This window comes from Pseudoalteromonas sp. T1lg65 (assembly GCF_051930985.1).
In the GTDB taxonomy this organism is placed as follows: domain Bacteria; phylum Pseudomonadota; class Gammaproteobacteria; order Enterobacterales; family Alteromonadaceae; genus Pseudoalteromonas.
In genome coordinates this window covers 2,348,226-2,365,336 of record NZ_CP196837.1, presented here as the reverse complement: position 1 = coordinate 2,365,336, position 17,111 = coordinate 2,348,226, and the positions used below count along the sequence as shown (strand labels likewise).

At 43.9% G+C, this 17,111-nt stretch carries 10 protein-coding genes; 8 read left to right on the top strand and 2 right to left on the bottom strand.

What is annotated here, in order from left to right; translation table 11 throughout:
* Positions 1 to 2 precede the first annotated feature (2 nt).
* Together ihfA and ACSLBF_RS10290 are read left to right on the top strand one after the other, a co-directional pair.
* Complete coding sequence (gene ihfA / locus ACSLBF_RS10295; RefSeq protein WP_010377997.1) at positions 3 to 302, top strand: integration host factor subunit alpha; 300 nt, start codon at positions 3 to 5, stop codon at positions 300 to 302.
* Positions 303 to 414: 112 nt separating this feature from the next.
* Positions 415 to 2,022, top strand: coding sequence for an EAL domain-containing protein (locus ACSLBF_RS10290; protein WP_440053329.1), 1,608 nt, complete (start codon positions 415 to 417; stop codon positions 2,020 to 2,022).
* 41 nt (positions 2,023 to 2,063) lie between these two features.
* Here the strand turns inward: ACSLBF_RS10290 and ACSLBF_RS10285 are convergent, their stop codons facing one another.
* Positions 2,064 to 3,683 carry an alpha-glucosidase family protein gene (locus ACSLBF_RS10285; RefSeq protein ID WP_440053328.1) on the bottom strand — a complete coding sequence of 540 codons (1,620 nt, stop codon included), beginning with the start codon at positions 3,681 to 3,683 and terminating at the stop codon, positions 2,064 to 2,066.
* A gap of 670 nt (positions 3,684 to 4,353) precedes the next feature.
* On the opposite strand from ACSLBF_RS10285, the gene ACSLBF_RS10280 reads away from it, so the two are divergent.
* The 5 genes from ACSLBF_RS10280 to ACSLBF_RS10260 all read left to right on the top strand — a co-directional run bounded on the left by ACSLBF_RS10280 (position 4,354) and on the right by ACSLBF_RS10260 (position 14,718).
* Entirely contained in the window at positions 4,354 to 7,218 is a 2,865-nt protein-coding gene (locus ACSLBF_RS10280; protein WP_440053327.1) for a TonB-dependent receptor, read from the top strand.
* Between the two features lie 131 nt (positions 7,219 to 7,349).
* The gene (locus tag ACSLBF_RS10275) at positions 7,350 to 8,861 is read left to right on the top strand and encodes a tryptophan halogenase family protein (protein ID WP_440053326.1); all 1,512 of its coding nucleotides are present in this window, start codon (positions 7,350 to 7,352) and stop codon (positions 8,859 to 8,861) included.
* A gap of 91 nt (positions 8,862 to 8,952) precedes the next feature.
* Entirely contained in the window at positions 8,953 to 10,812 is a 1,860-nt protein-coding gene (locus ACSLBF_RS10270) for an alpha-amylase family glycosyl hydrolase (protein ID WP_440056216.1), read from the top strand.
* Between the two features lie 2 nt (positions 10,813 to 10,814).
* Complete coding sequence (locus ACSLBF_RS10265; RefSeq protein ID WP_440053325.1) at positions 10,815 to 12,308, top strand: MFS transporter; 1,494 nt, start codon at positions 10,815 to 10,817, stop codon at positions 12,306 to 12,308.
* A gap of 13 nt (positions 12,309 to 12,321) precedes the next feature.
* Positions 12,322 to 14,718, top strand: coding sequence for a glycoside hydrolase family 15 protein (locus tag ACSLBF_RS10260; RefSeq protein WP_440053324.1), 2,397 nt, complete (start codon positions 12,322 to 12,324; stop codon positions 14,716 to 14,718).
* Between the two features lie 56 nt (positions 14,719 to 14,774).
* Here the strand turns inward: ACSLBF_RS10260 and ACSLBF_RS10255 are convergent, their stop codons facing one another.
* Complete coding sequence (locus tag ACSLBF_RS10255; RefSeq protein WP_440053323.1) at positions 14,775 to 15,794, bottom strand: LacI family DNA-binding transcriptional regulator; 1,020 nt, start codon at positions 15,792 to 15,794, stop codon at positions 14,775 to 14,777.
* A gap of 304 nt (positions 15,795 to 16,098) precedes the next feature.
* On the opposite strand from ACSLBF_RS10255, the gene glk reads away from it, so the two are divergent.
* Positions 16,099 to 17,100 (top strand): glucokinase, encoded by a 1,002-nt coding sequence (glk, locus tag ACSLBF_RS10250; RefSeq protein ID WP_440053322.1) that lies wholly within the window; start codon positions 16,099 to 16,101, stop codon positions 17,098 to 17,100.
* Positions 17,101 to 17,111 lie beyond the last annotated feature (11 nt).

Below are 17,111 nucleotides of genomic sequence, written 5' to 3'. Positions count from 1 at the left end.
ATATGGCGCTTACTAAAGCCGACATAGCTGAACACCTATTTGAAAAACTGGGGATCAATAAAAAAGATGCCAAAGATTTAGTTGAAGCGTTTTTTGAAGAAATCCGCTCAGCGCTAGAAAACGGAGAGCAAGTAAAGCTTTCTGGATTTGGCAACTTTGACCTTCGCGACAAGAAGGAACGCCCAGGTAGGAACCCTAAGACTGGGGAAGACATTCCTATCTCAGCGCGACGTGTCGTTACTTTTAGACCTGGTCAAAAGTTAAAGACACGTGTCGAGGTCGGCACCAGTAAAAACCTATAACCCATTAACAAAAAGCCTCGATTTTATCGAGGCTTTTCTCTAATGTGCAATAATACTGTCACCTAGTATAGCTACACTTGCCCGCAGTTTGTGCTTTAGGAGTTGTAGGCATATGCGTAAACTAGGTGCTTCAAATAAGTTATTGAAAAATGTATTGATTGCCTGGCTGGTAAGCACATTCGTTTTTACCACGGTTGCGTTTTTGGTGTTCGTAAATCAAAAAGAAACGGCGCAAGCTAACCTTGTCGCTGTGGCTAAACGCATTGTTTATGACATCGAAAAAGAATTCGCCATAGTCGATAACACGCTTAAACAAACCCAACGACTTTCTCCATCCTGCGATGACAGCACGCTGCAATATATGCGTCGGTTGGTATTCGAAAACCCTGGGATGAGCGAGATAGGCATCATCGATAGCAAAGGGCTGTTAGTCTGTAACTCATTTGGCAAAGTAATACCACCGGTAAATACTTCAGTGCCGCTGAAAACTCAGGGATTGAGATATTACGGGCCAATAATCACTGACTATTTAGAGTTGGCTGCTTTTGTGTTAGCGCGCACTAGAGATGATGGTTACGAAGCCAATGTACTAATGCCTGCACATTGGCTGAAAAGCGCACTTGATATCGCTGAACATCACAACACCGATTTTGTTGCGCTCGTGGATAATCAAACAGGCGTGCCAGTGTTCTTAGAAGGCAAGTATAGTTTGCCCATTGAAATGTCTTTATATCCACGTGTTGAAAAAGCATCAATCGAAGCCCTTTTTGACGACGGCAAAGAACGTTTTGCATATACCTTACCCATACCAAGTTTACCCCAGCTAAGTTTGCTGCTCGCGACGGATACGCGCCATTTAACTTATATTACGCCATTCTGGGCAACCACCTGGCTAGTTGTATATATGGCGATGTGGCTGGGATTGACGCTATTACTAAATAGTTATGATAAAAAGCAACTTAGTAATAAAGCGCAAATTATACGTGCGTTGGCAAATGGAGAGTTATTTAACGTATACCAGCCGCTAGTTGATGCCAGAACGGCTGACATCATTGGTGTAGAAGTGTTGATCCGTTGGCAACATCCGATAGAAGGAGAGCTTGGGCCAGCCTACTTTGTGCCTGAAGCGGAGCGAGATGGGACGATTTTAGAAATCTCTATCGGTCAGGTTGAACGTGCGATAAAGGATCTCGCGTCAACAATTAAAGAATATCCAGAATTTAAAGTTTCATTTAATGTCAATGGCCTCCTGCTTAGTTCAAAGCGATATATCGATAAGTTGCTTGAAGCTAAAGAGTCAATACATCGATTGACCATTGAGCTTACTGAGCGTGATGTATTAACTCAGAGTCAAACCAAAGTCGTGCTGACGGAGCTAGGGCGTGCTGGAATTGAAATTGCGATTGATGATTTTGGCACAGGCTACAGCGGACTTCAGTATTTGCAAAGCTTCCCGATTGATTTACTGAAAATTGATCAAAGTTTTGTTGCGTCTATAGGTATGGACACATTGCAATCTCCGGTGCTTTCAGCGGTGATCGAAATGGCTAATAGACTTGATAAACGCCTTATTGCAGAAGGAGTTGAAACAAAATCTCAAGCCGCATATTTGACTGAGCTTGGTGTGTTCGTTCATCAAGGTTGGCTGTATCATAAAGCGATGAAGATTGATGCGTTGATTAAAAAAACAACCTCAAAGCAAATAAAAAGAGCAGCTTAGATGCTGCTCTGTCATTTCCGGATGTATACGACTTTTCTTTTCTAGATTGACGCGAAAAAGCAGCCAAATGCTTCTAAATTTAGCTGATCCCCGTGTAGGGTAGCATTATGATGACGTAGCTCAGTGTGTATCTTAGTGACTTTGTCAGCAAGCAAGATGTTTTGCGGGTCTGCGGACAGGTTGAAAATACAGAGCAAGGCTTTGCCTTCGTAACGGCGGTAAAACGCCAATACCGGTTCCGGTGTATTGATAAATTCAATGTCACCTAATAACAAAGTCGGCTGTGTTTTTCTCCATGCCATAAAATGTCGATAAAATGCTAAAGTCGAATCTGCCGTTGTTTGTTGCTGTTCAACCGCTCTGTCTTCATGTGGCTCTGCTACAGGAAGCCAGGGTTTGCCTTCGGTAAAACCGGCATTGTTAGTTTGGTTTGACCAAGGCATCGGTGTACGACAACCGTCACGGCCTTTAAAGTTAGGCCAAAAAGTGATGCCGTATGGATCTTGTAGATCTTCAAATGCTAATGTGGCTTCACCTAGCCCCAACTCTTCTCCTTGATACATACAGACACTGCCTCTAAGGGATGCAAGCAGAGCGGTAAGCATTTTTACCTGAGCATCAATTGGTTCACCTGTTTTGCTCCAGCGACTAGCGACTCTTTCTACATCATGATTTGAGAATGCCCAGCATGGCCAGCCTTCGGTCATTACTTGTTCTAGCCTCGCGACGGTTTCCCGAATATATGCTGCGCTATAATCATTCGTCAGCAACTCAAAGCTATATCCCATGTGCAGTTTATTGCCATCCGCGGTGTATTCAGCCATGGTCTGTAATGAGTCTTCCGAGCTTATTTCTCCCAGACTAACAGTACCAGGGTACTGATCCAACAAAGCGCGGATCTCTTCCATAAAAGCGAGATTTTCTGGTTGCGTATTGTTGTAGTAGTGATATTGGAAAGCGTAAGGGTTATCTTCACTAAAACCACGACCTTGTCGCAATGCTTTTGGTTTTGCTGGATTGTCACGTAGCAGCTTGTCGTGAAAGCAAAAGTTAATGGCATCAAGACGGAAACCATCGACTCCTTTATCAAGCCAAAATTTCACGTTATCTAAAACCGCTTTGCGAACTTCAGGGTTATGGAAGTTTAAATCAGGTTGCTCTGTCAAAAAATTATGTAAGTAGTACTGACAGCGTCTAGGCTCCCATTGCCATGCGACCCCGCCAAAGATAGAAAGCCAGTTGTTTGGTGGACTGCCGTCTTCATTAGCATCCGCCCAAACATACCAATCCGCTTTACTATTGCTTTTATCTTCGCGGCTTTCGATAAACCACGGATGTTCGTTAGAGGTATGACTAAGGACCTGATCGATGATGATTTTTATATTTCTTTTATGGGCTTCATCGATAAGCTGATCAAAATCACTAATATCACCAAACATAGGGTCGATATCACGGTAGTCACTGATATCGTAGCCAAAATCTTTCATAGGTGATTTAAAAAATGGAGAGATCCAAACAGCATCGACGCCGAGAGATTGGATGTAATCGAGTCGCTGAATGATACCCTGTAAATCACCAATACCATCATTATTACTGTCTTGAAAGCTGCGAGGGTAGATTTGGTAAATTACAGCGCCTTTCCACCATTCGTGATTTGTCATGCACCTTCTCCGAGTTTGTGCGTTTATGTGCATCAAGTCATGTTTGCCAATACCACCGGTTGTTAGACTAGTCTAAATGATAGCTTTTGTGGCTTTTCGATGCACTGAATAAGATAGGCAAAGAATACGACAAGGCCACTATGCTGTAAAAAAGCTGCATACGTATGCAGCAAATTTGTGAGCTTTATGTCGTTTACTCAACGGGTTATTTGGCCACCTCAATGCTTTACCAATTATTACGGCACCCCATTTTGGCCCGAGTTTAAAAGGCTTGCGTGATGGCTTTTGGTAAGACCAATTTAAGTTGTCATAATTCTACCTTAAACATTTAATCTAAATGATGTTGCTTCAATCTAAACTCGGTAAATACTGTTAATGTTTTTGCTATATGACATATCAATGCAACACTCTGTTTTTACAAAAGCGACAAAACAAAATTGACAATAAAATCAGTTGGTTGTGTTTTTGTTTTGTAAAGCGCCTGTAAAAAATGCAAATTTGCATTAGCTTTGAATACGTATGCATAAAGTTGTTTGCAAAATTGATCAGCCGCTACTATTGCCTGTGACAACAAATTATCAGCCTCTAAAGATTAGCCTAAACAAGCTAGCAGCCCGCCTAAAATCTGGTGGTGGAGGCATATAACAATGGTTAATTGGGATAAAACACTATGTCTAAGTTTAAACCGAGCATGCTAACACTTGCGTTGGTGACCGCTGGCGTCAGCAACTTCGCGATAGCTGAAGAACAAGAAAAAGCACAGCAACAACAGCAAGAAAATGTGGAAGTCATAGAAGTCAGAGGCATTTCACGCAGTATTATCGCGTCAATAGATAAAAAAAGATTTAGCGACACCGTATCGGAAATTGTAGATGCTGGTGACTTAGCTTCATTACCAGATATCTCAATTGCAGATTCATTAAGTCGTTTACCTGGCGTTACGTCAGTTAGAGATAGTGGACAATCTTCGCAACTGAATATTCGTGGTATGAACGGTGATTTTATTCAAACTACATTAAACGGAAGAGAGCAAGCCAGCACTAGTGGTTATAGTGCTGGCAGTCGCTGGATTGCCTTTGACCAATATCCATCTGAGCTGATTAATCAAGCTGCTGTCTATAAATCACCAAAAGCATCACTAGTTGAAGGCGGTGTAGCCGCAACGGTTGAACTAAAAACCGCTAACCCGTTAGAAGCGGAAAAAGCGCATAATTTTCACAGTTCTGTACGTTATTCATATAATGATGCGGCTTCTGATGTAGGAGCTGACTCAACAGGTGAGCGCATTAGTTTCTCTTATCAAGGCAAGTTTTTAAACGACACGCTAGGCTTTGGTATTGGTGGCGCATTCCTAAATCAGCCAAATAATGCGATTGATATTACATCTCACTCGCCAAGTCGATCTCAAGACTTCAATGGTGATGGTGAAGATGAGCGTTCATTTAATGGCTTTCAGGTTCGATCGGCGAAAGGTAGTGATGAACGATTGGGTGTAATGAGTACCCTAGTTTACCAGCCAAATGATGCCTTCAAAGCTCAATTTGATTACTTCCATTCAACCTTTGATTCAGAAGACCGAAAAAGTGGACTAAATATTGAGGGCTTGTCGAAAGACTTGAACTCGCTCTACACCATTAGTAATCCAGTAGTTGAAGACAAGTTTCTAGTGGCTGGTGACGTAACCGTGACGGCGTCGAACGGACCTTGGTTCGAAATGCGTTCAGAAGACCAATCTACAGATTCGACTACGGATAGCTTTGGTCTAAATCTTGACTATGTTGCTGATGCATGGGAACTATCCGTCGACTTTGCGCACAGCTCAGGTGAAAAAACACGACGTGATGTGATCGCATCTATGCATGCTTACGAGTTTGGCACAGCGGTTTTAGAAGATGGCACAGTTGTTGAAACATGGCAGGAACTAGCCAACCAAACTTTCTCATTTGAACAAAGAGAGAAAAAGTCACCATTATTGACATTAGGTACTGATTATACTGACTTATCAATTATGAAATTAGGTGACTGGGAGCAATTCCCGCACGAATATACGGATGAGTTAGATAGCTTTAAAGCTGACTTTAAATATTACGTCGAAAACAGTTTTATTACCTCAGTAGAGGTTGGTGCTCGTTGGTCTGAGCGTGAATTTACCGATAAGCGCTCGACATTTAGATGGGGGGCACGTGAAGGTCAGAATGGTTATCAACTTCCAGATGGCACTATCGTAAACAACCAAAACTGTGAATTTAATCACAACAACCATCCATGTAAGCCGTATGACTTGTCGGGTTTTGCGGTTACCAGAAATACTCGAGGATTCGAATACCTAGAACTCGATTTACTTGGTATTGCTGATGCGGTATTCGGTCCAGGTGGCTATGAAGCTCAACAAACATGGGAACATAACTGGACACTGATCGAAAGTGGCGCGGTGAAAGAAGAAGTGTTAGCTGGTTACATCATGGCTAATATTGATACTGAAATAGCTGATATTCCAGTAACCGGTAACTTTGGTGTACGTGTTGTTAGAACAGACACCAAGTCTATCGGCATTCAGCAAATTCAGGGTGATGAAGTTGGTGATTCAATTGTTGATGATAATGGCGTTGAACGCACAGATTATCGTCATGTGAACTACGGCCCTGAGTATACAGACACTCTGCCTTCATTGAATTTGAACTTTAGAGTAACAGATACCGATCAAATCCGCTTTGCGGCGGCAAAAGTCATTGGTCGTCCACCGGTTTATCAGCTTCGTGGTGGTGCAGGTTCTTGGGCTGATACGGCAAATGATGGTGTGAGCCGTCGCTATAATGTATGGTCTAAGGGTAACCCTAACCTTGACCCATTTAGAGCAACGCAAATCGACGTCTCTTATGAGCGCTATTTTGAAGATGGCGGTGCATTTACGGCAGCGGTATTCTGGAAAGACATAGAATCAATGATCGACAATATCACTTATAACGAGGGTGAAGTTGATTGGGCAACTATTGGTTTAGAAGTACCTGATGGTTTCGTACCAGGACAATATCAAACGACTCGTAATAATGACCAAGGCGGCTATATCAGAGGCCTAGAGCTTGCCTACACCACTATGTTTGACAATTTACCAGGAATATTTTCTGGCTTAGGTCTAAACACTAACTACTCTTACACGGAAAGTGAGGCAACAGTGGATGGCGGTTCTAACTTTCCAGATATGACAATGACGCTGCCCGGTTTATCAAAAAATGTTTTCAGTGCCACTATCTTCTGGAATATCGATGCCTTTACGACTCACCTAAATATTCGCTATCGTGATGAGTATGTTTATTCCGGTGCTTCACCGGGTGGTTCACAATTGTCGATGGCGGATGAATACACGGTAGTTGATTGGCAAGCGTCTTATAGCTTTGAAAATGGTGTAGAAGCTGTGCTGCAAATCAATAATTTGACGAATGAGCCAAACACCACCAATTATGGTACACAAAGAGCAACTGGCGAGTACAAAGAATTTGGTCGCCAGTATTTCCTTGGGTTTAACTACAGCTTCTAATTTAGTGATTGGTTGATCTGTCTAAAGCCACCTTAATACTCCCGTTAAGGTGGCTTTGTTCGTTTTTTACCCCTTGATGTTGTATGTTGCTTGTACAAGGCGATAGTGAATAAAGTGATTTGGAGGCTGGAGTGGCAAATCGAAAAATCGTAATTTTAGGTGGTGGCACGGCTGGGTGGATGGCGGCCAATTTAATGGCTAGAAGTTGGTTGGATAAAAATATCCAAATCACTTTAGTGGAGTCTCCAGATATTGGTATCATCGGAGTTGGTGAGGGCTCAACACCCCAATTCAAATCATTTATGGACTTTATCGACGTGCCAGAGAGCGAGTGGATGCCAGCGTGTGATGCAACCTACAAAAACGGCATTCGTTTTATTGATTGGTCAACACGAGCTGGATTTGAAAGCTATTTTCATCCCTTTCCGGCACAACCTGACGATTACTCGGCGCCCGCTTTTTTCCATAATAGTTATGTAAGGCGCAAAGCAATTGAAGTTGATGGACATCCCGATCCATTCTTTTTGGCAACTTACTTAGCTGAACATGCTAAAGCGCCTATTGCAGCTGAAAGCTTTCCTTTTGAAATAAATTACGGCTACCACTTCGACTCAGGCAAACTTGGACTGTTCTTGGCAGAAAAAGCTAAGCAATTTGGCGTAACGCATGTTAGTGCCACGGTGCAGCAAGTTCGCCAAGCCGTAAATGGTGACATTGCAGCACTTGTGACCGACAGCGGCCAAGAAATAGCTGGTGATATATTTATTGACTGCTCGGGTTTTGCTGGCTTTTTACACCAACAGACGTTAGGCGTGGAGTTTGAGTCGTTTAGTAATAATCTATTTAACGATTCAGCAGTGGTGCTGGCGACAGAGCAGGGAGCAGTGATCAGCTCTGAGACCCAATCGGTAGCGCGCAAGTTTGGCTGGTCTTGGCATATCCCACTGACTTCTCGCATTGGCAATGGTTATGTTTACGCCAGCCAATATTGTAATGCAGATCAAGCAGAAACCGAATTAAGAGCCGCGCTTGGCCTATTGGACTCACCAGTTGAAGCGCGTCATTTGAAGATGAAGGTCGGTCAGGTAAAACACCATTGGTACAAAAATTGTCTCGCGATAGGTTTATCACAAGGATTTATTGAGCCACTAGAAGCCACTGCACTACATATTGTGCAAGAAACGGTACAAAGCTTTATTGAATGTTACCAAGACGGTCAGTTTACCGATCGGCTCCAACAAAAGCATAACCAAAGTTTAAACGAAAGATATCAGGCGATCAGAGACTATATTGTTGCGCATTATCGGGTCAATAGCCGCACAGATACCCAATACTGGCTAGATAATGCCAACAACAATCAGTTATCTCGCTCGTTGTATGACGTGTTACAAGTTTGGGTTTCAGGCAAAAATTTATCGGACGAACTTGATAGGCAAGACATAGATAAATACTACCCATCGGTGAGCTGGCATTGTTTGCTTGCTGGCTACGGGATTTATCCAGAGCAATCACAGTTGATCAAAGGTAATGAACTAGCAAACCGTTATGATGTTAACAAGATCAAGGAGTATATCCGTCGTTGTGGTCTGAACTTCCTTGACCATCGAGCACAGCTTTCGATGTTAGTTAACAAGCAAAAGTAGTGTTCAGTAATCACTTTGAATACGTATGCAGCGCCTTCAATGCCTTATATAAGGCAAGTAGACTCAAGAAAAACAACATTATGACAACATGATGAAGAAATTTACTTTGATTGCCACTTGGCTGACTAGCCTAATAATGATGAGTGGCTGTGGAGAGAAGCAGCACGCTCAGCCACAACAAATACAGCCTCAACAGCTTAGTACGTCGGTAAGCAAACCGGTGGTGTACCAAGTTTTCACCCGCTTATTTGGTAATAAAACGAACGTTAACAAACCATGGGGCACATTGTCTGAAAATGGTGTTGGTAAGTTTGCCGATTTCACACCAAAAGCGTTAGCAGAGATCAAAAAGTTAGGCGTGACACACATTTGGTACACCGGTGTGTTGCACCATGCGTTGGTTACGGATTACAGCAAGTTTGGTATTAGTGCTGATGATCCCGATGTGGTAAAAGGTAGAGCTGGTTCACCGTACGCAATCAAAGACTATTACAACGTCAATCCAGATCTTGCTGTAGATCCCGCAAAGCGTCTTGCAGAGTTTGAAGCATTGATTGAGCGAACCCACAAAGCGGGCTTAAAAGTGATTATTGATATCGTTCCTAATCATGTAGCGCGAAATTATCAGTCTATGAGTGCGCCAAAAGACGAAACTGACTTTGGTGATAACGACGACACGAGTGTGGAGTACGACAAAAACAACAACTTTTACTACGTAGTAGGGGAGCCATTTCAGGTTCCCACGGATCCAAGCTATCAGGTGCTAGGCGGAGAACCTCATCCACTTGCGGATGGGCTGTTTATTGAAAACCCCGCTAAATGGACAGGCAATGGCTCTAGAGCCGCTAAACCAGATATTAATGATTGGTATGAAACCGTAAAAGTAAACTACGGCGTCAAACCAGACGGCAGTTATGACTTTCCAACCCTTCCAAAAGACTATGCAACACGAGATATTCACGCCCACAATGCGTTTTGGCAAGATAAATCACTACCAAACAGCTGGTATAAGTTTCAGGCGATCACCGATTATTGGTTAGACAAAGGGGTTGATGGATTTCGCTATGATATGGCAGAAATAGTACCAGTAGAGTTTTGGAGCTTTTTGAACTCTTCAATTAAAGCTAAAAATCCAGAAGCCTTTTTGTTAGCAGAAGTCTACAACCCCAATTTATACCGCCCCTACATAAAACTAGGCAAAATGGATTATCTTTACGACAAAGTCGGTTTTTATGACTCGCTTAAAGCACTTATGCAGGGCAAAGCTCAAGCAACGCAAGTACTAGAGCAGCATAAAGCGGTTGAAGATATTGCTGGGCACATGCTGCACTTTTTGGAAAATCATGATGAACAACGTATTGCCAGTCCAGAATTTGCAGGTTCAGCTGAAAAGGGCAAGCCAGCCATGGTGGTGAGCCATTTGATCAGCACCGCCCCGACGATGATCTATTTCGGTCAAACTGTGGGGGAAGATGGCTCTGAAGATGCTGGTTTTGGTAAGCCAAGCAGAACCAGTATTTTTGATTATATTGGTGTGCCCGAACATCAAAAATGGATGAATAACGGGAAATTTGATGGCGGGCAACTTTCTTTAGAACAACAAGCTCTGCGTAGTTACTATCTAAAGTTACTTAACTTAGCTAAGTTGCCAGCGGTTGCTGCTGGTGAATTGGTAAGGTTCGGTAACAACGAAGGTAACACCAAACGGAGCCAAAAAGTGCTGGCATTTGGCCGTCAACTAGGGGCTCAAAAATTGATTGTTGCAAGTAATTTTGACGCCGAGAATACTCAGCAAGTGACACTCAGTTTACCCAGTGGTTGGTCTGGCAGTTATACCGACGTATTAGAATCTCACCCTACAATAAACCTAGTATCGTCATCAGAGCACCAAATCAGTGTGACCTTACAACTTGCGCCGCTGTCTAGCGTCGTATTTCAATCAGAGAACTAGCCATGCAATTAGAACAACAAAAACCGCAACTCAGCTTTTGGCAAATATGGAATATGTGCTTTGGCTTTTTAGGGGTGCAATTTGGTTTCGCACTGCAAAACGGTAACGTTAGTAGGATCTTCCAAACGCTCGGCGCAAATGTGGATGATATTCCTATTCTGTGGGTTGCAGCGCCATTAACGGGTCTTATTGTGCAACCGATTGTCGGTTATTGGAGTGATAAAACTTGGGGCAAATTAGGGCGCAGAAGACCGTTTTTTCTTTGGGGCGCTATATTGACCACCTTATCTCTGTTTATTATGCCCAATTCCCCAACACTGTGGATTGCTGCGGGAATGTTGTGGATTATGGATGCATCAATCAATGTCACTATGGAACCATTTCGCGCACTGGTAGGAGATAACCTTAATGAAAAGCAGCGCTCCACCGGTTATGCCATGCAGAGCTTCTTTATCGGTATAGGCGCGGTCGTCGCCTCGGCATTGCCTTGGATCATGACCAATTGGTTTGACATCAGTAATACCGCCGCAGCAGGAGAAATCCCCGAATCAGTTAAATATGCTTTCTATTGGGGCGGCGCGATTTTATTTTTGGCCGTAATGTGGACCATCTTAAAGACCAAAGAATATTCACCAGAGCAACTCGCTGAATTCGATAAAGCAACACGGCAAACTACTCAGACAAACGCAAAGCGCTCGTTGAACTTTATGGCAATGGTCATCGTGATGGGTGGCCTCGGAACCGCAGTGTTGGGCTTGGTGGTAGGCTTAAAATTAGAAAAGGAGCTTTATCTCTTAGCTGCTTTGCTACTGGCATTTGCTTTGGTATCTCTAAGTGCACAAGCTCTACAGCGTAAACAGTTGACCAATAACGGCTTTTATCATGTGGTTTATGATTTATTTACGATGCCAAAAACCATGAAACAGTTAGCCGTTGTGCAGTTTTTTAGTTGGTTTGCCTTGTTTGCGATGTGGATCTATACCACCGCAGCAGTAACCAGTTATCACTACGGTACGTTGGATGTGACCAGCAAGGCATACAACGATGGGGCTGACTGGGTTGGCGTGCTGTTTGCTGCCTACAACGGCTTTGCTGCTATCGCAGCAATGGTCATTCCAATTTTAGTTAAGCGCTTGGGGTTAAAAACCAGCCACGCATTCAATCTAGCTTTGGGCGCAGTGGCGTTGATCAGCTTTAAATTTATTAGCGATCCAGCCTTGCTCTGGCTACCTATGATCGGCGTCGGCTTTGCTTGGGCGTCAATTTTGTCCTTACCGTATGCCATGTTGAGTAACGCCCTCCCGAGCAACAAAATGGGAGTATTTATGGGGATCTTTAACTTTTTTATCGTGATCCCACAGTTGCTTGCAGCCAGTGTGCTAGGGCTGATTTTACGTTACGGATTCGACAACCAACCAATTTATGCACTGCTAGTGGGTGGAGTATCATTTTTGCTCGCAGCGGTTGCTGCATTAAGAGTTCAGACAAAGGTTTAAAAGGAAAACGCAAATGAAAAAATGCGCAATGCTTATCACGGCACTGATAACGGGTGGCTTATTGGGCTGTGATTCACAACAGCCTAATACCATGGCTGAGTTTGCCCCGGGCGCACCGGGAGATAAGCCTTACTGGGCGTACTCAGGAAAAACAGGCATAGGTACATCGTATGAGGCCTACCAAAATGGTAAGTACAGTGATGATGCCAACACCGGTGAAGTATCTAAAGTTTGGTTTTCTATTGCCAAAGGGATGGTGACAGAAACCATGTTTGGCTTAATCCACCAAGCGCAAATTCGCGATATGCAATTTATTGTCACAGGTAATGGTTTTACGGTTACCGAGTCAGATCACGGCCAACTGACCACCCACATAGACTATTTGTACAAAGATGCTACCGGTCGTCCATTATCACTGGCATATAAAATTGTCACCAAAGACAAACAAGGTCGATTCACACTAGAAAAACATGTATTTACCGATCCAGACGCACAAACCTTGTTTGTACGCGCCATCATTAATACTGAGCTCGACGGTGTCGAAGCCTACGTAAACGTCAATCCATATGTGAATAATAACGGCTTAAACGACCAGGCTGCGGTTACCGCACAAGGTTTAGTCGCCAGTGAAGGCGATAACTATTTAACACTACAGAGTCAGTCGGGTTTTAGTGCTGCATCCGTTGGCTTTACTGGAACGAGCGACAACTTAGACGAACTAAAAAGCGCACAACGCATTAAGCAGTATTATCAATCTACAGGTGATAAAACGGGCAATGTTAATTGGCTTGCTAAGTTAGGCAAGGTAGAAAAGTCCGCGACGTTTGATCTGGCGCTGAGTTTTGCAAAGTCACAAAAGGACAGCTTTGCACAAGGGCGTGAAACTTTGGACAAAGGATATCAACAGGTACTTGACCACTACAATGGTAAAGGGGAGTTAATCGGCTGGCAGGATTACTTAGCTGAATTGGCACCGATGCAAAATATGGTTAGCAACACTGCCGATAACGGCAAGCTGTTGTACACCAGTGCGCTGGTTTTAAAAGCACAAGAAGATAAAACCCATGCTGGCGCGTTGATCGCGTCTTTATCTAACCCTTGGGGTGATACGGTTCCAGCAGAGCAAGGTCACACCGGTTACAAGGCGGTTTGGGTACGCGATTTCTATCAAGTTGCTATGGCCTTTATGGCGATGGGAGACACTGAGACCGCACTCACAGCATTTGAATATCTAGAGAAAGTCCAAGTTACGGATAAAACACCAGGTAATCAGGGTGATACAGGCTGGTTTTTACAAAAAACCCATGTTGATGGCGAATTAGAGTGGGTTGGTGTGCAGCTAGACCAAACTGCAATGCCGATTATGCTTGCATGGAAACTGTGGCAAGCAGGTGTACTCAGCGACGAAAAGTTAGTGTATTGGTATGGCAAAATGCTGAAGCCTGCTGCGAACTTTTTGGTCGAGGGTGGCGTTGCGAAAATTCTTTGGAATGACACAAAAATAACGCCTCCCGCGACGCAACAAGAACGTTGGGAAGAGCAAAATGGCTTTTCACCTTCAACCACGGCAGCCATCATTTCCGGCTTAATAACGGCTAGCGACATTGCGACACTTGCAGGTGATGAAGCCGGTGCTCAGCGCTATTTGGCAACAGCTAGACAGTATAACGCTGCGGTGGAAAGCTTGATGTTTACAACCCAAGGAGACTTGCCGGGAACAGCAACTGATGGGAAATACTTTTTACGTATTGGCCAGGATAAAGATCCTAACTCCAACACTAAGCTAAATGACAACAACGGTCGTAAAGGTGCAGACAAAAAGCACATCATTGATGGCGGCTTTCTAGAATTGGTTCGCTATGGTGTGCGCTCGGCAGATGCGCCAAGTATAGTCGCAACATTGCCAGAATATGACGATGAGACCATTGAAGAAAACCTTCGCGTTAAATACAGCTTTAAATTTACAGGTGATGACAACACCTATCCGGGCTATCGTCGTTATGGAAATGACGGTTACGGTGAGGATGAAAAGCGTGGCACTAACTATGCTGAAGGCGGTCAAAATACCGATGGCCAGCGTGGTCGTGTATGGCCGTTCTTCACCGGTGAACGTGGTCACTATGATATCGCCGCGGCATTACTTGATGGTCAACTAGATAGTAAAGAACAGCAGGCTATTAAATTAACTTTCGTGAAGGGCATGGAACATTTTGCGAATGAGGGGTTGATGTTGCCAGAGCAGGTATGGGATGGCGTTGGCAAAAATCCGTTTGGCTATGAACTGGGTGAGGGCACTAATTCGGCCACGCCACTGGCTTGGACACATGCAGAGTACGTTAAATTAGTTCGCTCGCTTACCGACAAACAAGTGTGGGATCATTACCCTGTGGTTGAAAAGCATTTGCACTAGATTACCCTGCCAAAGGCCGAGCTCAGCTCGGCTTTTTCATTTTTGTAAGATCAGGATCAGACTGATGACTTTCTAACAATCAACTTTGGCGGCAATAGCGTAGATTCAACGGCTTCACCTTTTATCAGTTGCAGTAGGTTGTTCACCAACATTTGGCCTGCCAGCGTCGTGTTTTGCTGCACTGTGGTGAGCGGTGGTGTGACATAATCAGCAGCAGCAATATTATCAAACCCAACAACATGGACATCTCTTGGTACTTGAATACCAGCCTCTTGCAGAGCTTTAATCGCGCCGATGGCGATTAAATCACTGGCTGCAAACAAGGCATTAAATTTAACATTATTGGCAATCAGCGAGCGCGTTGCATGATAGCCAGACTCCTCAGTTGAAATAGCATTGGCAATCCTGCGTTCGGTGAGTTCTACACCTTTGTTCGCCATAGTATCTCGAAAGCCTTTGAAACGTGCGAAAAACTCAGGGCTGTGATCGGAAGCATCGCCAATAAACACGCAGTTGGTTTTTCGCATTGCAATAAGATGATTGGCTGCTAACACACCACCACCATAATTATCACAGCTCACGGTTAGGTCAGGTCGTCCATCGACGTTAGCACCCCAGCAAACAAATTTAGTGTTGTTATCAAGTAGCGTTTGGAGCTTTGACTGATAGTCAACGTAGTCACCGTAGCCAAGTAAGATAATTCCATCGGCGCGGTGACTGTCTTCGTAGTCTGCTTGCCAGTCACTGCTGGTGGATTGAAACGACACCAGTAAATCATAGCCGTGCTTAGCGCAAGCGCGAGTAATGCTACCAAGCATACTTAAAAAGAAAGGATTTATTTGCGATTCATCCCCTGTCGGGTCTTCAAACAATAACAATGCCAACGTACTACTTTGCTGCGTGCGCAAGTTACTGGCATTTTTGTCCACTTTATAATTTAGTTGTTTAGCAACTTCATGGACTTTTCGGCGAGTTTCTTCATTTACCAACGGACTATTACGCAAAGCACGTGACACGGTAGATTGAGAGACACCAGCATAATGGGCAATGTCAAAAGAGGTCGCTTTACCTTTCATATTCATCTCTATGATTTATTCGCAGTCATTTTCGACGATTGAAAATTTTTTTCAACTGATTTAACAGAAATTGCAAATTTTATATTGATAGTGTCTGACACCGGTGTCATAATGTCGGTGTTTTATCATTTTGTTGTCAAAACGTATTGGCTGCCTTGTTTTGCAGGGCAGCATTTTTTACCTAGGATTTAGGTGAGGTGTTAGGAATTCGTGCAAATTATTCCTATCGTTGGCAACAAAGGACAAGTGCTGGCTGCGCGATATGTGAGCCCGATGCATCGTGCAGTGATAAAGAGAAAATAATATGAGCCTGACAACAAGCCACATCGACACGTCGTTTGACCCTATGGTGGTCGCGGACATCGGTGGAACCAACGCAAGATTTGCTGTAATAACCGCATTTGACAGCAACACTAATCACTTTCATATCGCCCATCAAGCTACTTATCCCAGTGCTGATTTTCAGTCTTTTGAAATGGCCATCGCCAAATTCCTTGAAGAACTACCGATAACCAAACCGCAAAGAGCCTGCCTAGCCGTTGCTGGACCAATTAAAGCGCAGCAGGTGCATCTGACTAACTTAGGCTGGCATTTTAGTATTGCGGAATTACAAAGCCAATTTGGCTTTGAGACGCTATCGGTAATCAATGATTTTGCTGCTTTTGCGTATGCAGCACCATATCTTGATGAAACTCAAAATCAGTTAATAAAATCAGGTCAAGCCGAGCCAAATTCCAACATGGGCGTGATGGGACCTGGTACTGGATTTGGCGCGGCATGTTTAGCCAGAGACATAAACGGTAGCGCAGTAATGAGCTGCGAAGCCGGTCATATTACGCTGGCTCCGGTCACCGATATGGATAAAGAGCTACTTTCTGTACTTCGCGCTAATACCGGTCACGTGTCAGTGGAAACCGTATTTTCTGGCCCAGGTATTGCGAGATTGTATAAAGCAATGGCGATTATTCAGGGTAAACAACCGCATGATCTCACTGCCGCTCAGATAAGTGCACTAGCGACGGAGTGTAATATTTGTAACGCCACATTGAATCAATTTTGTGATTGGATGGGCAGCGTTGCGGGTGACTTAGCGCTAACCTTTGGTGCGCTTGGCGGTGTGTATATTGGCGGTGGGATATTGCCTCGTATGAAGGACAGATTGCTAGGTAGTCGCTTTGTTGAGCGCTTTACAGACAAGGGCATTATGTCGCAATATGTCGGGCAAATTCCAGTGACCTTAGTAGTACAAGACAACATTCCGCTGATTGGCGCTGCGGCGTGTTTACATGAAAGACGTCAGGCTTAAGAGTATCGAGA